The 23354-nt window shown below is 63.1% G+C and carries 26 protein-coding genes, 1 other RNA gene and 2 pseudogenes; 14 read left to right on the top strand and 15 right to left on the bottom strand.

What is annotated here, in order from left to right; translation table 11 throughout:
* Window positions 1-111: 111 nt before the first annotated feature.
* Window positions 112-1650, top strand: a complete 1539-nt coding sequence (locus tag ACYG9Z_RS12045; RefSeq protein ID WP_023752633.1) for an MFS transporter — start codon at window positions 112-114, stop codon at window positions 1648-1650.
* Window positions 1651-1691: 41 nt separating this feature from the next.
* Here the strand turns inward: ACYG9Z_RS12045 and ACYG9Z_RS12040 are convergent, their stop codons facing one another.
* Window positions 1692-2531 (bottom strand): AAA family ATPase, encoded by an 840-nt coding sequence (locus tag ACYG9Z_RS12040; protein WP_023694573.1) that lies wholly within the window; start codon window positions 2529-2531, stop codon window positions 1692-1694.
* 149 nt (window positions 2532-2680) lie between these two features.
* On the opposite strand from ACYG9Z_RS12040, the gene ssrS reads away from it, so the two are divergent.
* From ssrS to ACYG9Z_RS12015, 5 genes are all read left to right on the top strand, one after another.
* Window positions 2681-2836: non-coding RNA, 6S RNA (gene ssrS, locus ACYG9Z_RS12035), on the top strand.
* 92 nt (window positions 2837-2928) lie between these two features.
* The gene (locus tag ACYG9Z_RS12030) at window positions 2929-3513 is read left to right on the top strand and encodes a 5-formyltetrahydrofolate cyclo-ligase (RefSeq protein ID WP_023698428.1); all 585 of its coding nucleotides are present in this window, start codon (window positions 2929-2931) and stop codon (window positions 3511-3513) included.
* 82 nt (window positions 3514-3595) lie between these two features.
* Window positions 3596-4141, top strand: coding sequence for a DUF3592 domain-containing protein (locus ACYG9Z_RS12025; RefSeq protein ID WP_198020731.1), 546 nt, complete (start codon window positions 3596-3598; stop codon window positions 4139-4141).
* 38 nt (window positions 4142-4179) lie between these two features.
* Entirely contained in the window at window positions 4180-5004 is an 825-nt protein-coding gene (locus ACYG9Z_RS12020) for a TIGR00282 family metallophosphoesterase (RefSeq protein WP_023668734.1), read from the top strand.
* A 73-nt stretch (window positions 5005-5077) separates the two neighbouring features.
* On the top strand, window positions 5078-5839 hold the full coding sequence (locus ACYG9Z_RS12015) for a TerC family protein (RefSeq protein WP_023694576.1): 762 nt from the start codon (window positions 5078-5080) through the stop codon (window positions 5837-5839).
* A 21-nt stretch (window positions 5840-5860) separates the two neighbouring features.
* Here ACYG9Z_RS12015 and ACYG9Z_RS12010 read toward each other — a convergent pair whose 3' ends face one another.
* From ACYG9Z_RS12010 to ACYG9Z_RS12000, 3 genes are read right to left on the bottom strand one after another with little or no spacing between them, the layout of a single operon-like run.
* Window positions 5861-6343: an SRPBCC family protein gene (locus ACYG9Z_RS12010; RefSeq protein ID WP_023698429.1), complete on the bottom strand. Its 483-nt coding sequence runs from the start codon at window positions 6341-6343 to the stop codon at window positions 5861-5863.
* Window positions 6344-6371: 28 nt separating this feature from the next.
* Window positions 6372-6734 (bottom strand): VOC family protein, encoded by a 363-nt coding sequence (locus tag ACYG9Z_RS12005; RefSeq protein ID WP_023726167.1) that lies wholly within the window; start codon window positions 6732-6734, stop codon window positions 6372-6374.
* Window positions 6735-6754: 20 nt separating this feature from the next.
* A complete protein-coding gene (locus ACYG9Z_RS12000; RefSeq protein ID WP_023684154.1) occupies window positions 6755-7237 on the bottom strand; it encodes an SRPBCC domain-containing protein in 483 nt (160 codons plus the stop codon).
* A 51-nt stretch (window positions 7238-7288) separates the two neighbouring features.
* Here ACYG9Z_RS12000 and ACYG9Z_RS11995 point away from each other — a divergent pair, with 51 nt between their 5' ends.
* From ACYG9Z_RS11995 to ACYG9Z_RS11980, 4 genes are all read left to right on the top strand, one after another.
* A complete protein-coding gene (locus tag ACYG9Z_RS11995; RefSeq protein WP_023752631.1) occupies window positions 7289-7612 on the top strand; it encodes an ArsR/SmtB family transcription factor in 324 nt (107 codons plus the stop codon).
* A 181-nt stretch (window positions 7613-7793) separates the two neighbouring features.
* On the top strand, window positions 7794-8543 hold the full coding sequence (locus ACYG9Z_RS11990; protein WP_023668740.1) for a YebC/PmpR family DNA-binding transcriptional regulator: 750 nt from the start codon (window positions 7794-7796) through the stop codon (window positions 8541-8543).
* A gap of 81 nt (window positions 8544-8624) precedes the next feature.
* Window positions 8625-9413: an RDD family protein gene (locus ACYG9Z_RS11985; protein WP_023752630.1), complete on the top strand. Its 789-nt coding sequence runs from the start codon at window positions 8625-8627 to the stop codon at window positions 9411-9413.
* Window positions 9410-9721: an Rdx family protein gene (locus ACYG9Z_RS11980; protein ID WP_023668742.1), complete on the top strand. Its 312-nt coding sequence runs from the start codon at window positions 9410-9412 to the stop codon at window positions 9719-9721. The genes ACYG9Z_RS11985 and ACYG9Z_RS11980 overlap by 4 nt, the downstream gene beginning before the upstream one ends.
* 33 nt (window positions 9722-9754) lie before the next feature.
* Here ACYG9Z_RS11980 and ACYG9Z_RS11975 read toward each other — a convergent pair whose 3' ends face one another.
* Together ACYG9Z_RS11975 and ACYG9Z_RS11970 are read right to left on the bottom strand one after the other, a co-directional pair.
* Entirely contained in the window at window positions 9755-10231 is a 477-nt protein-coding gene (locus ACYG9Z_RS11975; protein ID WP_023752629.1) for an anthrone oxygenase family protein, read from the bottom strand.
* A gap of 1 nt (window position 10232) precedes the next feature.
* Entirely contained in the window at window positions 10233-11060 is an 828-nt protein-coding gene (locus tag ACYG9Z_RS11970) for an NAD(P)H-binding protein (protein ID WP_023668744.1), read from the bottom strand.
* 117 nt (window positions 11061-11177) lie between these two features.
* Between ACYG9Z_RS11970 and ACYG9Z_RS11965 the strand changes: the two genes are divergently transcribed.
* Window positions 11178-11816: a TetR/AcrR family transcriptional regulator gene (locus tag ACYG9Z_RS11965; RefSeq protein ID WP_023752628.1), complete on the top strand. Its 639-nt coding sequence runs from the start codon at window positions 11178-11180 to the stop codon at window positions 11814-11816.
* 16 nt (window positions 11817-11832) lie between these two features.
* Here ACYG9Z_RS11965 and ACYG9Z_RS11960 read toward each other — a convergent pair whose 3' ends face one another.
* The gene (locus tag ACYG9Z_RS11960) at window positions 11833-12804 is read right to left on the bottom strand and encodes a helix-turn-helix domain-containing protein (protein WP_245259951.1); all 972 of its coding nucleotides are present in this window, start codon (window positions 12802-12804) and stop codon (window positions 11833-11835) included.
* A 268-nt stretch (window positions 12805-13072) separates the two neighbouring features.
* On the opposite strand from ACYG9Z_RS11960, the gene ACYG9Z_RS11955 reads away from it, so the two are divergent.
* Window positions 13073-13780, top strand: coding sequence for a hypothetical protein (locus ACYG9Z_RS11955; protein WP_031244189.1), 708 nt, complete (start codon window positions 13073-13075; stop codon window positions 13778-13780).
* Between the two features lie 51 nt (window positions 13781-13831).
* Here ACYG9Z_RS11955 and rpmE read toward each other — a convergent pair whose 3' ends face one another.
* Window positions 13832-14053, bottom strand: a complete 222-nt coding sequence (rpmE, locus tag ACYG9Z_RS11950; RefSeq protein WP_023668748.1) for a 50S ribosomal protein L31 — start codon at window positions 14051-14053, stop codon at window positions 13832-13834.
* A gap of 205 nt (window positions 14054-14258) precedes the next feature.
* Between rpmE and ACYG9Z_RS11945 the strand changes: the two genes are divergently transcribed.
* Window positions 14259-16061: an ABC transporter transmembrane domain-containing protein gene (locus tag ACYG9Z_RS11945; protein WP_023668749.1), complete on the top strand. Its 1803-nt coding sequence runs from the start codon at window positions 14259-14261 to the stop codon at window positions 16059-16061.
* A gap of 10 nt (window positions 16062-16071) precedes the next feature.
* Here the strand turns inward: ACYG9Z_RS11945 and ACYG9Z_RS11940 are convergent, their stop codons facing one another.
* Window positions 16072-17559 carry a carboxypeptidase M32 gene (locus tag ACYG9Z_RS11940; RefSeq protein WP_023752626.1) on the bottom strand — a complete coding sequence of 496 codons (1488 nt, stop codon included), beginning with the start codon at window positions 17557-17559 and terminating at the stop codon, window positions 16072-16074.
* A gap of 71 nt (window positions 17560-17630) precedes the next feature.
* On the opposite strand from ACYG9Z_RS11940, the pseudogene ACYG9Z_RS11935 reads away from it, so the two are divergent.
* Window positions 17631-18058, top strand: a pseudogene (locus tag ACYG9Z_RS11935) (DUF1304 domain-containing protein).
* Between the two features lie 78 nt (window positions 18059-18136).
* On the opposite strand, the gene ACYG9Z_RS11930 reads toward ACYG9Z_RS11935, so the two are convergent.
* From ACYG9Z_RS11930 to efp, 6 genes and pseudogenes are all read right to left on the bottom strand, one after another.
* Complete coding sequence (locus tag ACYG9Z_RS11930; protein WP_023737876.1) at window positions 18137-18562, bottom strand: hypothetical protein; 426 nt, start codon at window positions 18560-18562, stop codon at window positions 18137-18139.
* A 239-nt stretch (window positions 18563-18801) separates the two neighbouring features.
* Complete coding sequence (locus tag ACYG9Z_RS11925) at window positions 18802-19833, bottom strand: peptidoglycan -binding protein (RefSeq protein WP_023684164.1); 1032 nt, start codon at window positions 19831-19833, stop codon at window positions 18802-18804.
* 1 nt (window position 19834) lies between these two features.
* Complete coding sequence (locus tag ACYG9Z_RS11920; protein WP_023668754.1) at window positions 19835-20860, bottom strand: MotA/TolQ/ExbB proton channel family protein; 1026 nt, start codon at window positions 20858-20860, stop codon at window positions 19835-19837.
* A 179-nt stretch (window positions 20861-21039) separates the two neighbouring features.
* Window positions 21040-21755 (bottom strand): annotated as a pseudogene (gene trhA / locus ACYG9Z_RS11915) (PAQR family membrane homeostasis protein TrhA).
* Window positions 21756-21865: 110 nt separating this feature from the next.
* Window positions 21866-22666, bottom strand: a complete 801-nt coding sequence (locus ACYG9Z_RS11910; RefSeq protein ID WP_023742238.1) for an inositol monophosphatase family protein — start codon at window positions 22664-22666, stop codon at window positions 21866-21868.
* Between the two features lie 22 nt (window positions 22667-22688).
* Complete coding sequence (gene efp, locus ACYG9Z_RS11905; protein WP_023668757.1) at window positions 22689-23255, bottom strand: elongation factor P; 567 nt, start codon at window positions 23253-23255, stop codon at window positions 22689-22691.
* Window positions 23256-23354: the final 99 nt, after the last annotated feature.

The raw sequence follows: 23354 nt of genomic DNA, 5'->3' as shown, positions 1-23354 counted from the left end.
TTGTCATTTCTGATATAGCCGAGCATAGCCTTTTTTCATGGTCGAGTCTCCTCTATCTCAAACTGGTCGCGGTTTGAAGAGCGCCTCATGCTCGGATGGAAAGAGATCGATATGCCAATTCAACGAAACACCATAGCGCTCACCGGCGTGTGCCTGGCGTCGCTGCTGTTCGGGCTCGAAATCTCCAGCGTGCCGGTGATCCTGCCGAAACTGGAAAGCGTGCTCGCCGCCAATTTCAGGGATTTGCAGTGGATCATGAATGCCTACACCATCGCCTGCACGACAGTGCTTATGGCGACGGGGACATTGGCCGACCGTTTCGGCCGCAAGAGCGTGATGGTGATCACCACCGTCGCCTTCGGCCTCGCCTCGCTGCTGTGCGGCCTAGCGCCGAGTGCGGCGCTGCTGATCGCCGCCCGCTTCCTGCAAGGTCTCGCCGGCGGCGCGATGCTGACCTGCAGCGTCGCCGTGCTGTCGCATCAGTTCCAGGACGGCCGTGAACGCGGCAAGGCTTTTGTTGCCTGGAGCGTCGTCTCAGGCATCGGGCTTGGTTTCGGTCCCGCCATTGGCGGCCTGATCGTGGCGCTGTCGAACTGGCAGTGGGTGTTCCTCATCCACGTGCCGCTGGCGCTCCTGGCGCTCGCCTTTATCGGCGCCGGTGTCACGCAATCGCGCGATCACAATGCCCAGAAGCTCGACTGGGCCGGCATGCTGACGCTGTCGGCTTCTGTGTTCGGCTTCTCCTATCTGATTACGCAGGGTGCGGATCTCGGGACCAGCGCCCGCATCGGCGTGATATCAGCCTCCGTGGCTGCGTTCATCGCTTTCCTTGTGGCCGAGAGGGTCAATCCCTATCCGATGTTCGATTTCTCCGCGTTCCGCATCCGCCAGTTTTCCGGCGCGATCATGGGCGCCATCGGCATGAATTTCAGTTACTGGCCGTTCATCATCTATCTGCCGATCTATTATTCGGGCGTTCTCGGCTATGACAGCACGACGACCGGCCTGCTGTTGCTCGTCTACACGCTGCCCTTCATGGTGATGCCGCCGATCGCCGAGCGCATTCGCGCGCGCTATCAGGCACGAATTGCCATCCCGCTCGGTCTGCTGACGCTAGGGATCGGTTTCATCGCCATGTGGATCGGCTCCAGGCTCGAGGGCGCCACCTGGCTGACCATGCTGCCCGGCACGCTGATTGCCGGCATCGGCATCGGTCTCACCAATTCGCCGACCACCAATACCACGACCGGCGCGGTATCGCCGGATCGTGCCGGCATGGCGTCCGGCATCGACATCAGCGCACGCCTGATCACGCTCGCTATCAACATCGCGGTGCTCGGCCTGCTGCTGACGCAAGGTATCGTTTCCCACCTGCGGGCCACACTCGGCGCGGCTTTGGAGCCGGATGAGTTGCGGGCACTGGCGGAAAGGGTCGCCACCGGCAATCTGGAGGGCCTTGCGCAGGGGACGCCGAAGCTCGCAGCCCTCGACCCATCCGGCGCCATCGTGCATGCCGCGCTGGTCAATGGTTTCGGCTGGGTCATGCTCTATTGCGGGATCGGCGTTCTCGCCCTGTCGGTCATCGGCTTCGTCATCTTCGGGCCGAAGCGCGTCGCGCCGCAGGAGAGAGGGTTTGCTCCCGCGGAGTAAGCGGCCAAAGCCGCCCGTAGCTGTCAGCCAACCCTCGATCCTCACCCCTGCCGTCTGGCCATGAAGGCCAGGCGTTCAAACAGATGCACGTCCTGTTCGTTCTTGAGCAGTGCGCCGTGCAGCTTCGGCAGCGCGTTCCTGGGGTCGGCGCGCAGATCCTCGGGTGCGATGTCGTCGGCGACCAGCAGGCGGATCCAGTCGAGCGCCTCGGAGGTCGACGGCTTCTTCTTCAACCCCTGCACATCGCGGATCTCGTAGAACTGGGTCAGGGCAGCACGCACCAAATTCTGCTTTATGCCGGGATAGTGCACGTCGACGATTTTGTGCAGCGTGTCGACATCGGGAAAGCGGATGTAGTGGAAGAAGCACCGGCGCAGGAAGGCGTCGGGCAGTTCCTTCTCATTGTTGGAAGTGATGATGACGATGGGGCGCACAGCGGCGCGGATCGTTTCGCCGGTTTCGTAGACGAAGAACTCCATCCGGTCGAGTTCCTGCAGCAGGTCGTTGGGGAATTCGATATCGGCCTTGTCGATCTCGTCGATCAACAGCACGACCTTCTTACCGGCCGCGAAGGCGTGCCAGAGCTTGCCGCGCTTGATGTAGTTTTTGATGTCGTTGAACCTGGCATCGCCGAGCTGGCTGTCGCGCAGCCGCGAGACAGCATCATATTCATACAGTCCCTGCTGCGCACGGGTGGTCGACTTGACGTGCCATTCGATCAAGTCGAGGCCGAGCGCCGATGCCACCTGGCGGGCAAGCTCGGTCTTGCCGGTGCCCGGCTCGCCCTTGACCAGCAACGGCCGCTCCAGCGCGATCGCGGCGTTCACCGCCACCATCAGATCCTTGTCGGCGACATAGGCCGCCGTGCCTTCGAAACGCATACTTGCTCCTCGGTTGGTCAGCGCGAGCGTAAGGACGCTGCTTGACCTGTGCAAGGGCGAGCCGGCTGCGACCAAAGCGTGTGAGATCGAAATGGAAACATCGGCTCATGTCACTAGCGCTTGACCGACCAGCCGCCTATATTGGGCTTGGCGGTCTGCGCTTCCCGGCAGGAGAACATTTTCCCCGGGGCCTTAACGATCCTTAGGGAGCTGTCCCTGGGAAGACCCGTGGGTTTTCTCATACGGCGCCCACCTACTTTGTAGGTTCCCGGGATCGCTCTCTCCACCGGTTGTGTGGATCGTCACTTACCTCTATCCGCCCAGTTTGGCGGATGATGTGGTAGAAAACGTCGCTCATGAAACGTCACCCAGATCCGACCTTTTCTTTCGGCCGCGCATGACATCTCCCAAAGACCTGAAAAAGCAGTTGCGCCTCGAGGCACTCGGCCGTCGCGATGCGCTCGATCCGCTGTGGCGGGTGGAGATCGCGCTTGAAATGGCCGAGACGGCGCGCGACCACCTCGCCATCGAGCCGGGTCAGATCGTTTCAGCTTTCTGGCCGATGCGATCGGAAGTCGACGTCAGGCCGCTGATGTTCGCCTTGCGCGAGAACGGGGCCAGGCTTTGCCTGCCGGCCATCCTCGACAAGACCACCATCGTCTTTCGCGAACTGGTGCGCGGCGCGCCGATGGTCGAGATGGGTTTTGGCACGGTCGGTCCGCATGCGGAGGCCGAGGTTCTCGATCCCGCGGTGATGCTGGTGCCGCTCGCGGCCTTCGACAGCCGCGGTCATCGCATCGGGTATGGCGCCGGCTATTACGACCGCGCCATCGCCAGGCTGATCGACAAGGGCCAGCCGCCACGACTGATCGGCATCGCTTTCGATTGCCAGGAGGTGGGTCTGGTGCCGGATGAGGCGCACGACGTCATCATCCCGGAAATACTCACCGAGAGCGGTTTGCGCCGCTTCGACATCGCTTAAAAGACCGCGATCCCGCTTAACGCGTTTCCAAGACGTGCCGGATAGTATTCCGGCAACACAGTCCGAGCCGATGGCGGCCATCATGTTTGTCTTCGCACGCTTCCTGCTGATGCCGTTCGTCCTCATCGCGGTAACGCTGTTCGCGATGGCATTGCACATTTCCGGAACGGCCCTGCACCACCAGTTCGCCTGGCATCAGACGGTTGCCACAGTGACGGATGTCAGTTCCTACAGCGAAGCCCAGGGTAATGGCCTCACCGCGAAAGGCATCAACGTCGCTGTCACCTATGTCGCGAACGATGCACCGATGACGTGGTCCGGCAAGGGAAAGGACATCGGCCTCTACACGGCGTCCAAAGGCGACGCGGTGAAGTTGTATTACAACCCTGCCAATCCATCGATCCTCGATACCGCGGCGATGAAGGGCTGGCGCGGCGGGCTGTTGCTCCTGGCCGCTACTGGTGGGTTCACTGTTTTTTACGTGTGGTTCTTCTGGCTGCGCGGACGCACCGCACCGCCGGCGTCACCGATGATGCCTTCGGCAGTTCGCGTCGCGGGCGCGAGCGCAAAGCCGTCTCAACAGCAGCGTGGTAATTTCGGCCGGCGTTGGCGCCAATCGCCCGGGTAGCGCTTGCCTAGCGTCCGTGCCTCTGGATAGAAGTGGGCATGAGACTTCTCTTCCTCGGCGACATGGTGGGCAAATCGGGACGTACGGCGGTGTGGGAACAACTGCCCGGCCTGATCTCGGATTTCAAACTCGACTTCGTCATCGTCAATGGCGAGAACGCCGCCGGCGGCTTCGGCATCACCGAAGACATTTTTCGCGACACCATCGCCGCCGGTGCGGATGTCGTCACCACCGGCAACCATGTCTGGGACCAGCGCGACGCACTGGTCTTCGCGCCGCGCGAGGAGCGCTTCTTGCGCCCGTCCAACTTCCCCAAGGGCACGCCGGGGCGCGGTTCCGGCGTCTATATCGCCAAAAACGGCGCGCGCGTGCTGGTCGCCAACATCATGGGCCGGGTGTTCATGCATCCCGAGCTCGACGATCCGTTCCAGGCCGGCGAGCGCGAGCTGGCCGCCTGTCCGCTGGGCGAGCAGGCCGATGCCGTGGTCATCGACTTCCATGCCGAAGCGACCTCGGAGAAAATGTGCTTCGCGCATTTCGTCGACGGCCGCGCCAGCCTCGTCATCGGCACCCATACGCACCAGCCGACGGCCGACCACCAGATCCTCAACGGCGGCACCGGCTACATGTCCGATGCCGGCATGTGCGGCGACTATGATTCCTCGCTCGGCATGGACAAGGAAGAGCCGCTCAACCGCTTCCTGTCGAAAGTGCCGAAAGGCCGCTTCGAGGCGGCGACCGGACCGGCGACATTGTGCGGCGTCGGCGTCACTATTTCCGACCGCACCGGCCTGACCGAGAAGATCGCGCCTTTTCGTCGCGGGCCGCGGCTCGAAGAAACCGCGCCATCCTTCTGGTCATGACATTGATATAGTCGAGTAAAGTACCTAACTGGCGACGAAACTGCTCTAGATCGTTAAAGAGGGGACGACCTCCATGCAGCTGATCGAGTTCTTTGCGCCGCATTTTCAATTTGTTTCCGATCCAACCGCGTGGGTCGCGTTGCTGACGCTGATCGTCCTCGAGGTCGTGCTCGGCATCGACAATCTGATCTTCATCTCGATCCTGACCAACAAATTGCCTGAGGCGCAGCGCGCCCGCGCCCGCCGTCTCGGCATCTCGGCGGCGCTGATCATGCGGCTGGTGCTGCTCGCAACCATCTCCATCATCGTGCAGCTGACGACGCCGGTGTTCACAGCGTTCGGCCATGGCTTTTCCTGGCGCGACCTGATCCTGATTGCCGGCGGCCTGTTCCTGGTCTGGAAGGCGACCAAGGAAATCCACCACACCGTCGATCCCGACGACCACAAGGATACGATGATGGGCGAGACGCTGCAGATCTCGCTTGCCGGCGCCATCTTCCAGATCCTGCTGCTCGATCTCGTCTTTTCGATCGATTCGATCATCACCGCCGTCGGCATGACCGACGAGATTGCCATCATGTACATCGCCGTGATCGTGGCGGTGAGCGTGATGATGCTGGCGGCCGGGCCGCTGGCCAATTTCATCGCCAAGAACCCGAGCATCGTCATGCTGGCGCTGGGCTTCCTGCTGATGATCGGCATGACGCTGATCGCCGACGGCATGGGCTATCATGTGCCGAAGGGCTACATCTACGCCGCGATGGGCTTTTCCGCCCTGGTCGAGGGCCTCAACATGCTGGCGCGGCGAAGGAAGAAATCCAGCGGTGGGCATTGAGGCTGGGCGATCGGGGCGATCCTAGCGCCCCGGCACGCCCTTCGGATAACGGTCGCCGATCAGGCCAAGCGACAGGCCCTGTTCCAGCCATGCCTTTGCGCCGGCAAGAACCAGTGCGAAGCCGTCGGTCGAGCCGACCGCCTGCTTGACCTGCTCGTCGGCGGTGCCGGCGAAGCCGAAATTGCTGACCTCAAGAAAGGTCGCACCGTCAGGCGTTTCGGCGCCGGGCATCTCCGTGAATGTCCAGACCACAGTGGTCGGCGGATCGCTCCATTGCATGACGATCTTCTTGTTCTCGACGATCTCGCTGACATTGACCATCGCCGAGGCCCCGTACATGCGCCACTCCCAGCGAACCTCTTTGCGGCTATCCAGCCGGCCGCTGCTGTGGGTAAACCAGAATTTCGTGGTGATGGCCGGGTCGACGATCGCCTCGAAGACCTCGGCGACCGGCCGCCTGATCAGCATGCCGGCTTCGGCAGTCGGCGTTTTGTGAATTTCCATCGATGCTCCTTCCTTGTCCGGTTTGCGCTCACCAGGCGTCAGGCTCGCGCACCATGTGAACGATGCTGGCCGGGTTGGCGATCCAGAAGCCGCGAAAGCCTTCGCCCAGGGGCTCGACCGCGTCGCAACGGACGACGCCGGCCTTGGCGAGATGATCCGCAATGGCTGCAGAATCGTCGGTGAAAAGCTCAAGCCAGACTTCGGCCTGGCTCAGCATCGGCGCCTCGTCGATCCACAGACGGTTTGGGCCAAGCTCGAAGCCGATGGCTGGCGTTTTGGCGGTGAATGGCTTCAAGCCGACGACATCACGATAGAAGGCGATCGTCGCCTCGTACTGGTGCGGCGGCACTTTCATGGCGATGTTGATGCCGCCGGTCATCTTCGCGGTCATTGCGGGCTCCGTTGCGCTGTTCATCTGTTTGTCTCGTTGGCCGGCTCGCCCCTCATCTCGCCGCGGTAGTAGCCGTCGCGCAGATTGATGCCGTATTCGACATAGGCCTTCATGCAGGCCAGCATCTGCGACCAGCCCTCGCAATTGAGGTAGGATTTCTGCAGGCCGACCACGCCTTCCGGCCAGCCGGATTCAGCAATGGTCACAAGGGTGCCGCCATCGTCCAGCGGCTCGAAGTTCATCTCGATGCGTGTCTTGTAGGCCGGCCTGTCGTCGGCATCTGTGGCATCCCAGCGCAACACGATGCGGCTGTCCTTGACCACTTCATCGACCTCGACCGGCACTTTTCCCCACCAGACGACACCGATGCCGGCTTCCAGCGGGGCGCTGGCGCCGCCGATGGTGGTGAAATAGCCGCTGAGCTTCTCCGGATTGACGACTGCGTCGAAGACTTCTGCGACCGGTTTGCCGATGCGCCCGGAAACTCTGAATCCAAGAGACATATCCACAGCTCCTTCCTTGATTGGCTCGACGATATGTTATAGAAACATAACATGTCAAGCCAAACCGCAGACGATCACGTTTTCAAGGCGTTGGCGCATCCGCGCCGTCGCGAATTGCTGGATCGGCTGAAGGATGCGCCGCAGACGACCAGCATGTTGTGCGAGGCGTTTCCCGAAATCGATCGCTGCACCGTCATGCTGCATCTCAAGGTGCTGGAAGAAGCTGAACTGGTGGTGGCAAAGCGCGAAGGGCGCGAGCGCTGGAACCATCTCAACGCGCTGCCGATCAAGCACATCCACGACCGCTGGATCAGCCAGTATGCCGGCCATGCGCTCAGCATTATCGACCGGCTGAAGTCCGATCTGGAGGGGTGAACCGGCGCGGCTGGACGAATTGAGCCGATTTATCTATAAGCCGGCCATTCCGACAGAGAACGCCGTGCATCCATCGCGTTGCACCTTGGACGGCTCTGAAAATTTGAGTTCGAGTATCGCGGAAGACGAGGTGAGACCACCTCGCTTCGGGATGCTCTTAGCCTAAGACGACAGGGGTGCCATGGCTGGCCATTCACAGTTCAAGAACATCATGCACCGCAAGGGCCGGCAGGACGCGGTGCGGTCGAAAATGTTTTCCAAGCTGGCGCGCGAAATCACCGTCGCCGCCAAGAGCGGAACACCGGATCCGTCGATGAACCCGCGTTTGCGCCTGGCCATTCAGAACGCCAAGGCGGTGTCGATGCCGAAGGACAACATCCAGCGCGCCATCAACAAGGCGTCGATGGGCGATGCCGAGAATTACGAAGCGGTGCGCTATGAAGGCTATGGGCCAGGCGGCGTGGCGCTGATCGTCGAGGCGCTGACCGACAACCGCAACCGCTCGGCCTCGAACGTGCGCGCCGCCTTCACCAAAGCCGGCGGTGCGCTTGGTGAAACCGGCTCGGTGTCGTTCATGTGGAACCGCGCCGGCGAGATTTACTATCCGGCCTCCGCCGGCAGCGCCGACAAGGTGATGGACGCGGCGATCGAGGCCGGCGCCGATGACGTCGAGTCCGACGAGGAAGGCCACACCATCTACTGTGCGTTCGAGAGTATGGGCGAAGTGTCTAAGGCGCTGGAAGCCTCGCTTGGCGAGGCCGAATCGGTGAAGCCGATCTGGCAGCCGCAGAACAATGTCCCGGTCGACGAAGAGCGGGCGCAATCGCTGATGAAACTGGTGGCAACGCTCGAGGACGATGACGACGTGCAGAGCGTCTACGCCAATTTCGAGGTCGACGACGAGACCATGGCCAAGCTCAGCGCGGCGTAGGTCCGTGCAATACAGTCGGATGCGAATATTGCTGTATGACGGCGGCCTGCCTATAGATTAGTCAGTTATCAGGGGGGGCCGATGACCGACTATAAAGAGGCAAGTTTTGCCGATGCGGTGGCCTGGCCTCGCCGGCCCGGCATATGGCGACGGTTTCTCGCTGCACTCATCGACTACCTTGTAATCCTGATCGCCCTCTATTTGCTCGTAGGGGCTCTATTTCTGCTGACCAACGGTGGCGTAAAAGGCAGCTTTTGGCTGAACTGGAAACTATGCCAGGAGGGTACGGTTCACGGTGCCCCGACACTTGCCCGTTATGATTGGCAGGTGTGTAGAACATCAGTACTCGGTTTGCCGGTCGCCATATGGAGCGTGGGTACGGCGCCGGGCTCAAAGCCTGGAGAAACCTCCTCCATCTCGATCGATTTGGATTGGCAAGGGAATTTCAGGCCTGCAGCATTGGACCTGGGTTTCCTCGAGCTGATCGCTCTGGCGTCTTATCTCCTCATTATGGAGTTGAAGTCCGGCCAATCAATCGGCAAGCGGCTCACGGAGCTCACTGTACATGATGAGGACGACAGACATAGGGTCGGCCTGCCGGCGAGAAAGGCTGTTCGGCGGCAACTTATCAAGTTTCTCGGCGCATTACCGATCGTCCTGACGGGAAGCTGGTATGCTTTTCAGGCTTGGGGCACCGCTCCCGGTGGCGTGCAGGATTACTCCAGCCTGGAAATAGTGGTTGCATCCGCTGCCCTCGTTTTGGTGCTGATATGGCCGGTCTGGATTGCGATATCCATAGCTCTGGGCGACGACCCGATACACGATCGATTCGCAAATACCACGGTGCGCATACAGGAGGCCCAGACATGAGTGTGCCGGAGAGGCCCCGCGTGGTCATCACCTATTGCACGCAGTGCCAGTGGCTGTTGCGGGCCGGCTGGATGGCGCAGGAACTGCTCTCCACCTTCGGCACGGATCTTGGTGAAGTGACGCTGGTGCCGGGCACAGGCGGCATCTTCACCGTTTCCTGCAACGATGTGCTGGTCTGGGACCGCAAGCGCGACGGCGGCTTTCCCGATGCCGCCAAGCTCAAGCAGCTGGTGCGCGACGTCATCGATCCGGGCCGCGATCTCGGTCATTCCGACCGCAAGGGTCACACGCAAAAGGACCCCGCTTGAGGCGAGGTCCTTGCGTTTGCGAAGTGTCATTTTTCAGAGCAATGCGAAGATGAAGCAGGCCATCGACACGATGGCGGTGATGGTGCGGACGTGGTTCCACATCACCCATTGATTCAGATGGTTCGCCCACACGGCTGCGCCATTGGCGCTGGCCGGGTCGACGGCGGCGAGCGCATCGTTGAGCGGCAAATTGAAGACCATGGTCACGATCGGGTTACCGATCAAATAGATCACGGCGCCGGCAAGCAGCCAGTATGAGCCGGACTGGCTCCACCCCATGAGAACGGCGGCGATAAGCACCAGACAGAGCAGGCCGGTGCCGAACAGCGCCGTCATGAAGGTGGGCGTGATCACCGTGATGTTGATCGAATTCATCGCTGCGATGCCTTGGGGGACCGGCAGCCGGGCAAGCGCCGCCATGATAAAGTTGGAAAAGGCGAAGAACACGCCGCCGACGACGCCCGAGCCGATGGCGGCGATGATGGTGAGGGTGGGAAGAAGCTTGATCATCTCAGTTGCTCCAGATGCCGGTTGCAGCGGTTTCATTTGCGTAGGCGGAAAAGTCTTTCGGCGCGCGGCCGAGCACACGCTGGACGCCGTCGGTCAGCGTCTCGTTGCGGCCGTCAAGCACTTCGGTGAACAGCTCGTTGAGCAGCCAGGCGATTTCGGGCGGCAGTTCGTATGCCGCCGTCGCGGCGGTGAATTCGTCATGCGAGATCTTGATATAGCGGATGTCGCGGCCGGTCGCCTTGGCGATCTCGGCAACCGCGTCGGCGAAGCTTAGCAGCCGCGGCCCGGTCAACTCATAGAGCTGGCCGACATGACCCGGTTCGGTCAGCGCAACGAAGGCAGCATCGGCGATGTCGTCGACATCGACGAAGGGCTCGCCAACAGGGCCGACAGGCAAAGCCACTTCGCCTTGCCGCAAGGACTCGACGAGAAAACCTTCACTGAAATTCTGCGAAAACCAAGCGCAACGCAGGATCGTCCAGTCAGCGCCCGAGGCTTTGACCATCTCTTCGGCGCGCTGGGCTTCGGTCTCGCCGCGGCCGGAGAGCAGCACCATGCGGGTGACGCCATTTGCCACCGCAAGCCTGGCGAAGGCGCCGACGGTCTCGGCGGCGCCCGGCACGGCGATGTCGGGATAGTAACTGATGTAGACGGCGCCCACGCCCTGCATGGCAGGCTCCCAGGTCGCCGGAACCTCCCAGTCGAAGCGGGGGCTGCCGGAACGCGAGCCGATGCGCACGGGAATGCCCTGTGAGGTCAGCCGCCCGGCGAGGCGACGGCCGGTCTTGCCAGTGCCACCGAGAATCAGGACTGGTTTGGTGTCGGTCATGGTGGTTTTCCTTTGTTACAAATATGAATAATCCTCACATTTGCAAAATGTGATAAACCCTCGTATTTTGGGAGTCAAGCCGTTTGTTGGCAGATTTTGTCGAGACCGGAGGCCGTCATGGAAGACACAGCAACGCCCGCATTTGAGGAGCAGGTCGCATCGCCGCGACGGGCGCCCACCCAGCAGCGCAGCCGCGAGCGGGTCGAGCGCATGCTGGCCGCAGCCTCGGCGCTGATTGCCGAGCAAGGCAGCGACGCCATGCGCATGGGCGAGGTAGCGGAACGGGCCGCGGTGTCGATCGGTTCGCTCTACCAGTTCTTTCCCGACAAGCGGGCGATCGTCTGGGCGCTGGCCGAGCGATACACCGCCGAAAGCCAGGCCTGCATCTCCTCGGCGCTCAAGGATGTCGTCGACGCCGAGGGCCTGCGGCAGGCGTTTTCGGAGCTGGTGGATATCTACTATCAGCTGTTCCTGGCCGAGCCGGTGATGCGCGACATCTGGTCGGGCACCCAGGCCGACAAGGCGCTGCGCCAGCTCGAACTCGCCGACAGCCGGGCGAATGCCGAATTCCTGACGATGGTGCTGAAGCGGCTGCATCCCGGCGCCGATCCGGTGGCGCTGGAGACCACAGCGTTTCTGGTCTGGCAGATGGGCGAGGCTGCCGTGCGGCTGGCGATCTCGGTCGACCGGCAGGAGGGCGACAGGCTGGTCGCCGCCTACAAGCGCATGGCGCTGCGGGAACTAGTCGGCGCCTGACCGGTGTCGCCCGCCTTCATTTTGTCTCGCCTGGCAACGGCAGGGCCGCGAGCTTTCGGTTTGACAGCCGATGCTCCAGCCGCCAGGCCTTCGGGGTGAAGCCTGTCACGCGCAGGAACTCGCGGTTGAAGTTCGATTTGCTGAGAAACCCGGCGTCGAACATGATGCGGGTGATGGGCTCGTCGCTGGCCGCCAGCAGGCGGCAGGCTTCGCCGATGCGCTGGTTGTTGACATATTGCGACACGCTCGATCCGTGGATGCGGTTGACCGCCGACGACACTTGCCGCGCCGACAGGCCGAGGCGCCTGGCGATACGGCCGAGGTTGAGGTCAACGTCCCTGTAGAGTTCTTTTGACCGCATCAGCGCGTCGACGGCCGCCGCGGCCGCGGAATCCTCGCTCGTCGCCCGTGGCGCGGCTTGCGGCCCATCGTCTTCATCGTCATCCAGAGGCGCGGTTTCGCTGGCCACCGCGGCTGCACCGCCAAGCAGCAGCAGCGCCAGCACATTGCCGGCGGCAATCACCGCGCCGGAATGGGCACCGCCGGTCCATTCGAGGTCGAGGCTGATGATGATGTCGGTGACCGGCGACGCCAGGATCGCCAGCGTCGTCACCAGCAGCGCCCGGTAGGAGCGCAAGACACCGTCCAGACGCGACTCGGCAAGGCCGTCCGGCCCGACCCGCGCAAGCCAAAGAAGGGTGACGCCATAACACAGGAAGACCAGCATGATCACGGGGCCTACCGGCTCGCGCCAGAAGATCAGCAGCAGGGCCACAAGACAGGCCGGCAACAGATGCGGCCACAGCGAAGCCAGGCGATGCCGCGAGCGTTCCCTCGCCAGACCGCTAAAAGCTATCCAGGCAAGCGGCGCGATCAATGTCGCCAACACCGCCTGGAAAGGCATGATTGCCCTGACTTCGTAGCCCCAGCGGATGCCGATCAGCACCGACTGCAAGGCGTAGGCAGCCATCAGCAGCATGAAAAACATGTTTTCGCGCAGATCGGCCTCGTTTCGCGGATCATCTGCGCAAGCAGGATGACGAGCAGCAGGGCAACGACGAATGGCAAGGGAATGAAGATCATGATCGCAAGCGTGGTTCCAAGGCGGCCGACGATGGACCGGGCGGCCGACAATGACCTGGATTGCGTTCACGGTCGTCCCGGATCGTGATCGAGGTCGCGAAAATCGACGTCTCGGATCATCTGGGCAACGCTGCGGTCCTTTCGCGACCGCCCACCCATGATCGGAGATAATGATGAAATCCGCAATTCTCGTCTTGCTGCCCTTTGCCGCAGTTGCCCTGGCACCGCCGGTGGCCGGTGATGCCGCAAAGACGCTCGATCTCGCCGGTGTGACCGCCATCATCATCACCGGCGAGGCAAGCTCGGTCAAGCTGACCACTTCAGGTGCAGAACCCTACCAGGCGACGATCGGCAGCCGCCGCGAGGGCTGGTTTGCCAGCTGGTATTCGTCCTGGTTCGCCAATGACTGCCGCACCGCCAGCGACATGAAGCGGGAGGCCTCGACGTTGCGCATCAATGTCGCTCCGTCGTCCTGGCTGGATCCTTCGGATTGCAGGGTCGAGATCAACGCCAACATTGCGCCCGAGAGTTCTGTGTCGATCGAGCAGGCGGCCTTGCTGGCCAGTATGACGGGGAATTTCTCCAGCATCGCCATTACCGGCAAGGCGGCCGATGTTTCGCTCGAAGGGCATGCTTCACGCATCGATCTCAAGGGCGAGGCGCTGAGGGCCAATCTCGCCTATGGCAGCGTCCGGAAGGACGAGACTGTCGCCATTGCCGGCAAGGCGCTGGATGCCACGCTGACCTTCGGCCGGCAGGTTCAAATCAGCTACTCGGTGACCGCGTCGGCGTCCTTCGTCGACAGTTCGCTTGCCAACACTGCCGGCGCCAAACCCTCGATCGTCATCAAAGGCGATTTCGTCCGCGCCACGATCCGCTGAACAAAAAACCCGCCACAAGGGCGGGTTCCTGATCTGCGAAAGCCGATAGGCTTAAAGGCCGAACCCTTCGAAGCGCTTCTTGAACTTCGACAGGCGGCCGCCGCGGTCGAGCAGGGTTTGCTGGCCGCCGGTCCAGGCCGGGTGCGTGGTCGGGTCGATATCGAGGTTCATCGTATCGCCTTCCTTGCCCCAGGTCGAACGGGTCGAGTATTCTGTGCCATCGGTCATGACGACCTTGATGGTGTGGTAGTCGGGATGGATATCGGCCTTCATTGTCGTGCTTCCTGGCTTGTGGCGCTACAGACGGGCCCGTGGCCTGCGTCGATGCGCCCCTTTTTAAAACTCGAAGCCGCAGCTATTGAAAAGCCACGGCTTCTAAAACGGTCGGCGAGCCTATACATCAGCCGGAATTGAATCACAAGGCCACGGCAGGCGCATATTGAACGCGCCCACCTGGAAGCGGCCAGAGGGAACGGTCATGGCGGACATCAGCGGCGAGCAAGACGGGCGCAGGCGCTCGCTCGGGCCGCTCAGGCGCCTGTATCCCTATATATTCCGCTACCGCAAACTGGTCATAGGCGCCCTCATTTCGCTCGCCATCGCCGCGGCGACGACGCTGGCGCTGCCGCTGGCCGTGCGGCGCATGATCGACCACGGTTTCAGTGCTTCCGGCACCGTCTTCATCGCCGAATATTTCGCCGCTTTGGTTGCGATGGCAGCCATTCTGGCGGCGGCGTCGGCCGGACGCTACTACTTCGTCATCACGCTCGGCGAGCGGGTCGTCGCCGACATCCGCAGCGACGTGTTTTCGCATGTCACGACGCTTTCGCCGTCCTTCTTCGACACCGCGCAATCGGGCGAGATCGTCTCGCGGCTTGCCGCCGACACCACGCAGGTGAAATCCGCGGTCGGCGCCACCGCCTCCGTGGCGTTGCGCAACGTCATCCTCGGCCTTGGCGCGGTGGCGATGATGGTCGTCACCAGCCCGAAACTGTCGGGCCTGGTGATCGCGGCCATTCCGCTCATCGTGCTGCCGCTGGTCGCGTTCGGCCGTTCGGTGAGGCGCCGGTCACGGCAGGCGCAGGACACGCTGGCGCAAGCGACCGCCTATGCCAGCGAGCAGATCGGCGCGGTGCGCACGCTGCAGGCGTTCACCAACGAGACGCTGGTCACCGGGCGGTTCTCGGCCGCGGTGGAAGCCGCCTTCCAGGCGGCGCGCTCGTCGATCTTCTCCCGCTCGCTGCTCACCTTCTTTGCCATCTTCATGATCTTTTCCTCGGTCGTGGCGGTGTTGTGGTTCGGCTCGCGTGACGTGCTTGCCGGCACGATGTCGCCCGGCACGCTCGGCCAGTTCCTGCTTTACTCCGTGTTTGCCGCAGGCGCGCTGGGCGCACTGTCGGAAGTCTGGGGCGAGCTTGCCCAGGCGGCGGGTGCGGCCGAAAGGCTGACCGAGATACTCGACGAGACGCCGGCGATTCAACCGCCGGCCAATCCGCTGCCGCTGCCCGCCAAGGCGACAGGCGCGATCAGTTTCGACGACGTCTCCTTCTCCTACCCGGCAAGGCCGGACCGTGCCGCCGTCCACGGCTTGAGTTTTCAGGTCAAGCCCGGCGAGACGGTGGCGATCGTCGGCCCGTCGGGCGCCGGAAAGAGCACCGTCTTTTCGCTGATCCTGCGCTTCTACGATCCAGAAACCGGCCGCATCGCCATTGACGGCGTCGACGTGCGCGAAGCCGATCCGGCCGAAGTGCGGGAGCGCATTGCGATCGTGCCGCAGGACGTCACCATCTTTGCGGCAAGCGCGCGCGACAATATCGGCTTTGGCCGGCCGGGCGCGACGAATGCCGAGATCGAGGCCGCCGCCAGGGACGCGCTGGCCGACGAGTTCATCCTCAGGCTCGACAAGGGCTACGACAGCCAGGTCGGCGAGCGCGGCGTCACCTTGTCCGGCGGCCAGCGCCAGCGCGTGGCGATCGCCCGCGCCATCCTGCGCGACGCGCCGATCCTGCTGCTCGACGAGGCCACGTCGGCGCTCGACGCCGAAAGCGAAACGCTGGTGCAGACGGCGCTGGAACGGCTGATGCAGGGCCGCACCACCATCGTCATCGCCCACCGGCTGGCGACCGTGCTGAAGGCCGACCGCATCCTGGTCATGGATGGCGGCCGCATCGTCGAGGAAGGCACGCACCAGAGCCTGGTCGCCAAGGGCGGAATCTATGCAAGGCTGGCCAAGCTGCAGTTCGAAACCGGAGCAAGCGCCTTCAGGGGTGCCGCGGAGTAGCAACCCGCAATCAGGCGGGACCATACCGCTTGCGGAGATGCTCGGTGAAATGCGCGGCATTCAGTTTCTCGCCGGTGGCGCGCTCAAGCAGTTCGGGCGTCGACCAGCGCGATCCCTGCGACCAGATCTTGTCGCGGCGCCAGTCATTGATGGCGGCGAAATTGCCCCTGGCGAGATCGCTGTCGGCTGAAGGATGGTCGCGCGTCAGCGCAGCCCATTGCTGCGCCGCCATCATGGCGCCCAGCGTATAGGACGGGAAATAGCCGAAGGCGGCGCCCGGCCAATGCACGTCCTGCATCGGTCCGTCGGCTGGGTTGTCGATGGTCGAAAGGCCAAGATACTCCCGCATCTTGGCGTCCCAGGCTTCGGGCAGGTCGGCCGCCTGCAGCCGCCCCGAGACCAGCTCCTGCTCCAACTCGTAGCGCAGGATGACATGCAGCGGGTAGGTGACCTCGTCGGCGTCGACGCGGATCAGGCCGCGCTCGACCCGGTGCACATGCGGCAGGATGTCGTCCAGCGACCAGGCCTCGCCGAGATGCTTTTCCACCACCGGCAGCGCCCAGCGCCAGAATTCGGGGTTGCGGCCGACCTGTTTCTCGACGAACAGACTCTGGCTTTCATGCACCGCCATGCCGCGCGCCCTGCCGAGCGGCCAGTGCGCCCAGGCCTTCGGCAGGTTCTGCTCGTAGAGCGCGTGGCCGGTCTCGTGCAGCACGCCCATCAAAGCCGACAGGAAATCGGACGTTTTGTAGCGGGTGGTGATGCGAACGTCGCTCGGCACCCCGCCGCAGAAGGGATGGTGCGATACCGACAGAGAACCATGGGTGAGGTCGAAGCCGACCGAAGCCATCATGGCGAGACCAAGCTCGCGCTGTTTGTCGATCGCATAGCTGCCGGAGAGCGGCTTCAGCGGGCGCTTGGCCAGTCGCGCTTCCTGTACGGCCAGCGCTTCCGGCACGAAGCCCTTCAGGAATGTCTTCAGCTCGGTGAAGACCGGCGTGATGTCGGCGGCGCGGTTGCCAGGATCGTATTGCTCCATCAGTGCGTCGTAGGGATCGAGGCCGAGCGCGTCGGCGCGCAGGGCGGCTTCCTCGCGCACCAGCGCGATGACACCTTCGAGCGCCGGCAGGAATCCGGCCCAGTCATTCTTGCCGCGCAGGTCGCGCCAGAGCTGCTCGGAGCGCATACGCGCCACCGTCTGGCGCTCGACGAATTCGACCGGCAGGCAGGTCAGGTTGGTGTATTGGCGACGCAGTTCGCGGACCGCCGCCTGCTGCTCCTCGTTCAGCGCCTCCTGTTCGGCGGCGGCGAGCCAGTCGGCGATCTCCGGCGCCGTTGCCCTGATATGCAGCATCCCGGCCAGGGACGACATGGCTTCGGCGCGCTTCTCGCCGCCGCCGACGGCCATGTGGGTCGCCTCGTCGGCGCCGAGGATAGCGAGCGCATGTTCCAGCGCTTCGAGCTTGTGGCCGAGATCATCGAGCTTCTGAAAAGACATGACAGGTTCCGCGTTTTGGACCGCGGGAAAAGATACCAACGCGCCAGGATTGGCAACCCTCAAAGGTGGCTATGCAGCTTGCGCCGGTGAGCTGGTGCGTGGAATGCTGGCTGACGGTGGAACACCGCCATGGAGGGGAGACTAAGATGATCGGCAATATCCTGGTCGGGCTGGTGGCCCTGATCCACCTCTTTATCGTCTATCTGGAGATGGTGGCGTGGGACACACCGCGCGGGCACAGGGCGTTCAACCTCAAGCCGGACTTCGCCAGCGCATCGAAGGTGCTCGCCGCCAATCAGGGGCTCTACAACGGCTTCCTTGCCGCCGGGCTGATCTGGGGCCTCTATCTCGGCGCGGCGGATTCCAGATCAAGGTGTTCTTCCTGCTTTGCATCGCCGTCGCCGGCCTCTATGGCGCGGCGACTGCCAGCCGGAAGATCCTCTATATTCAGACCGTGCCGGCGGTGCTGGCCCTCGCTGCGCTGTGGCTGGGCTGGTGACAAAAAAGACGCCCTCGGAGCCAGATCCGGGGGCGTCAGACAGTCCCTTCCTCATTCCTGGAGATATCAGAGCGGATCTCAGCCGTTCGGATAATTCCCGCCGTCGGAGCCATCACCGATCATGAAGCCGCTGCCGGTGTCGGACATCAGCCTCTGATCGACATTGTCGAGGCGGCGCAGCAGATCGTGATATTGCGCGGCCGGGATCCGGCCATGGTCCGAAGCGGCGACCCGTTCGGCGGCCTGGCCGATATGCGCCGCACGCAGATGCAGCCACTGCGCTTCCGAGGTCGAGATGCCCTTGGTTTCGCGCGCATCCGCGATGCCCTGTTCGACGCCCCGCACCTGCTCGATCAGGCCGGTCACACGCGGACCGGTCATGTCGGTCGGGTCGCTGGCGTCGAGGGCGCCCTTGTGATGTCCGGCGGCATAGGCGCCGGCGAGTGGAACAGTGATCAGAAGTGTCGTGAGGGTTGCGGTCCTGAGAGTCTTCAAAGAGCGCATGATGTGCGTCTCCTCCTGCTATGGAAGGGGCAAGCGCTTTCGCTCCGCCTTCCGGAAGCGGGCCGTCCGGTTCCGTCGCGTCGCGATGGGAGGCATCGCCGGCGGTTCTCGGCCCTGCGCGTCAAAGTAGGAGCCCGGAAACGCGAAGTGTAATTAAAGAAAGATAATGTTTTCAGGCCTTGCCGGCCTGGCGTTTCGCCCTAGAGTTGAGCTGGCAAACAATTTCGCGTGACTGAAAATCACCGTTCGGTGAGTTTCAGTTCAATGCGTCGGTTCTTGTTGCGGGCGTCTTCGGTGTCGGCGGGGTCGAGCGGCTGGAATTCGCCGAAGCCGGCCGCAACCAGCCGGTTGGCGGGCACGCCGTTCTCGATCAGGAACTTGACCACCGAGGTCGAACGCGCCGTCGACAATTCCCAATTGTCGCGATAGCGGCCGGCGCCGGACAGCGGCTTGTTGTCGGTGTGGCCGTCGACGCGCAGCACCCAGTTGATCTCGGGCGGGATTTCCTTTTGCAACTCGATGATGGCGTCGGCGAGCTTCTTCATCTCGACCTTGCCGGCATCGTTGATCACTTCGGAGCCGGTCGGGAACAGAACTTCCGACTGGAAGACGAAGCGGTCGCCGACGATGCGGATGTTCTCGCGATCGGCGAGGATTTCGCGCAGGCGGCCGAAGAAGTCGGAGCGGTACCGGTTCAGTTCCTGCACGCGCTGCGCCAGCGCGACGTTGAGCCGACGGCCGAGATCGGCGATCTTGGTGTTGGAATCGCGGTCGCGCGTTTCAGAGACGTTGAGGGCATCCTCGAGCGCGCCGATCTGCTTGCGCAGCGCCGCGATCTGCTGGTTGAGGATCTCGACCTGGCTCAGCGCCTGCTGGCTGATCTGGCGCTGGCTGTCGAGTTCGCCGCCGAGTTCCGCGGCGCGCTGGGTGGCGGCGTCGCCGGCGCCGGCACCTTGCGCCAGCAGCTGCTCGAGCCGGCTCTTCTCAGCTTCGGCGGCCGACAGCGACGCCTGCAGATTGGCCAGCGAATCGTCCTTGTCCTGCGCGCTCGAGCGCTCCAGCGCCAGCAACTGCGTCAGTTCGTTGATCTGCGAGTTGAGGCGCGTGAGCGCCGTATCCTTGCCGGAGAGTTCGCGTCCGAGCAGGAACTGCGCCAGCACGAAAACGGTGAGCAGGAACATGATGGCGAGCAGCAGCGTCGACAGCGCGTCGACGAAGCCCGGCCAATAGTCGATCCGGCGATCGGTGCGCCGGCCCCTGGCGAGAGCCATGCTAGTGGACCCCGGGTTTCTTCAGCGCGTCGGCGATCTTTTCCAGCGTGTTGCGCATCGCCTTCTGCTCGTCCGACTGGGCCTCGACCCAGTCGCGCATGATCTGCTGCTCGGAGCGCATGTTCTTGACCAGGCCGGAAATGCCGTCGGCGAGATTGGCCATGGCGGTGGCGACGCGCGGATTGGAGCCGCCGCCGCTTTCCTGCATGCTGCGCAGCCGTTCCGACAGGACCCGGATCTCGTCGGAGGATTCAGTCTTGGCCGGGTCGGCGACGGCGATGTCGGAGGAGAGATCGGTGACCGAGGAGAGCCAGTTTTCCAGCTCGGTATAGAAACGGGTCTGGGCGCGGCCGGCCTGCAGGTCGAGGAAGCCTAGCACCAGCGACCCGGAAAGACCGAACAGCGAGGACGAAAAGGCCGTGCCCATGCCGGCCAGCGGTGCCGACAGCCCCTGCTTCAGCGAATCGAGCACCGCGGCGGCGTCGCCGGTGCCGGGATCGAGCGATTCGATGGTTTCGCGGATCGAGCCGATGGTGTTGAGCAGGCCCCAGAAGGTGCCGAGCAGACCGAGGAACACCAGCAACCCGACGAGATAGCGCGAGGTGTCGCGGCTTTCGTCGAGGCGGGTGGCGATCGAATCCAGCATGGTGCGCATCGAAGACGTCGAGAAGGCGACCGTCGAGGAGCGGCCGATCATCGCCTTCATCGGCGCCAGCAGCACCGGCTCGGTGGTTTCGGAACCGGCGCGGAAGGAATTGACCCAGCGCACTTCGCGAAACAGTCGTCCGACCTGGGCGAAGGCGAGCAGGATGCCGACCACAAGGACGCCGACGATGAGGCCATTGAGGCCGGGATTGCTCCCGAAAGCGGTCGAGATCTGGCGGGTGAGGATGGCGGCGATGAAGGCGACGATGACCAGGAAGATGACCATGGTCAGGAGGAAGACCTGCGGGCTCGACAGTTTGTGCGGATCGTACATCAGGACATCAGAACGCCTGCCCACGCCGAAGGATCTGAGAAAAGCCATCCGTGCCCCGTTTCCGATGCTCTATTTGCCTTGACGCAACTCCGAACGGGAAGCCGCTCACACTTCCCTGGAACCGCTCCAGTGCCGCCGATCACGTAATTCGCGACTCTAAACGGAATTGTGACCAAATTGAATGGCGCTTGGCAATATTGCCCGACTGTCGGGCCGCACCACGCCGTTCAGAGGCGGTTGACGACCAGGCAGTCGACGATGGCGGCAAGATGCAGCCCGGCGCCGGTGACGACAAAGCCGTGCCAGAGGGCATTGTGAAAGCGCAGGCGTTTCCAGGCGAAGAAGATAACGCCGCAGGAGTACACGATGCCGCCGGCGACAATCAGCGCGATCGAGGTCGTCGGCAACGTCGCCACCAGCGGCTTGACCAGGACGACGCCGCTCCACCGGTGGCGAGATAGAAGACAATGGCCAGACGATCGAAGCGGCCGGGCAGGAACACTTTCATGGCAATGCCGGTCAAAGCAGCGGTCCAGACAAGGACAATCATCGGCAGCGCCAGCGGCGAGCCGTCGAGCTGGGCCAGAAAGGGCGTGTAGGTCGCGGCGATCAGGAGATAGATCGCCGCATGATCGAAGCGCCGCAAGATCCACTTCGCCGGCGACGTCACCGGCCACAGATTGTAGGTCAGCGAAATCGACAGCACAGTCAGCAGCGACACCACGAAGAAGGCGGCGGCGATGTATTCGCCGGGACCGGCATGGAAGGCGGCCAGCGCCAGCAACGCCGAGCCGGCGGCTATCGCCAGCACGATGCCGACCGCGTGGACGATGCCATCGGCGATCATCTCCGCACGCGAATAGTGCCAACGCCCGACAAAAGGGATTTCAATTGGCTGGTCTGGCTGCGCTTCTCGCGAGGATAGTGAAGGTATGCTCGTCATAAAAGATCCTGCGTCACCCTTATCTGGGCGGCCGCCGGGCAGTATTTCAAGCTTTGATTGCGGTTTTGCGACTGCGGCGCTTCAGCGCGCCGCGCCGGCATGCCAAGTGATCAGCGCGCCGAAAGCGGCTTCTTCACGGCCTTGAGCAGCGCGCGCTGGATGACCTCGTTGCCAGCGACGAGCGAACCCCCCTCGAGCATATCCTGGCCGCCATCCATGTCGGAGACGAAGCCACCGGCCTCGCGGATCAGCAGCAGGCCGGCGGCAATGTCCCAGGCCGACAGGCCGGTTTCCCAAAAGCCGTCCATGCGGCCTGCGGCGACATAAGCGAGATCGAGCGCGGCGGAACCCAGGCGGCGCACGCCCGAGACCTCGGCCATCACATTGCGCAACTCGACGAGGAAATTGCCGTGCTGGCCGCGGCCGAGATGCGGCACGCCGCAGCCGATGACGCAGTCGGTGAGCTTGCTGCGGCCGGCAACGCGCAGCCGGCGATCGTTCATGAAGGCGCCGCCGCCGCGCTCGGCGGTGTAGAGCTCATCCATTGCCGGATTGTAGATGACGGCGGCGACCAACTGGCCCTGTCGCTCCAGCGCGATCGAGATGGAAAAGATCGGAATGCCGTGCAGGAAATTGGTGGTGCCGTCGAGCGGGTCGACGATCCAACGGTGCTGGTCGTCGTCCCCTGCGATCATGCCGCGCTCTTCCATCAGGAAGGCATAGCCCGGCCGTGCCTTCGACAGTTCGGCAAACAGGATGTCCTCGGCCTTGCGGTCGGCTTGGCTGACATAGTCGCCCGGTCCCTTCATCGACACCTGCAGGTTCTGCACCTCGCCGAAGTCGCGCGACAGCGAGCGGCCGGCCTTCATGGCGGCCTGGACCATGACATTGAGAAGTGCGGAGCGTGCCATCGTATCTGTTCCTGCCTACGTGTCAGTCTGCGCGGCGCATGTAGGTGAGTTCGTTGGTGTCGACGACGATGCGTTCGCCGGCGCCGATGAATGGCGGCACCAGCACGCGGATGCCGTTTTCCAGGACCGCCGGCTTGTACGAGGACGCGGCCGTCTGGCCCTTCACCACCGGGTCGGCCTCGGTGATGGTCAGCGTCACCTGGTCGGGCAGCGAAATGCCGATCGGCCTGTCCTCATAGAGCTGGACCGTCACCATCATGCCGTCCTGCAGGAAGGCGGCGCGGTCGCCGACGAAATCCTTCGCCAGCTCGAGCTGCTCGTAGCTCTGCGTGTCCATGAACACCAGCGCGTCGTCCTGGGCGTAGAGGAAGGAAAAATCCTTCAGGTCGAGCCGGATCTGCTCGACGGTCTCGGCCGAGCGGAAGCGCTCGTTGAGCTTGGTGCCGTTGATCAGGTTCTTCAGTTCGACCTGGTTGTAGGCACCGCCCTTGCCGGGCTTGACGGTGTTGGTCCTGACCGCCACCCAAAGGCCGCCATCGTGCTCGATGACATAGCCGGGACGGATTTCGTTGCCATTGATCTTGGCCATGATGAGATTGATCCGGGATGCTACCAACGGCTTGGCCGTTGGTATGGGGATGGTCGCTGGACAAGCGATTTCGGGCCCCCAAGACCACAAATCGGCAGG

The organism is Mesorhizobium sp. RSR380A (assembly GCF_054719385.1).
This window is presented reverse-complemented; position numbering and strand designations above follow the sequence as displayed.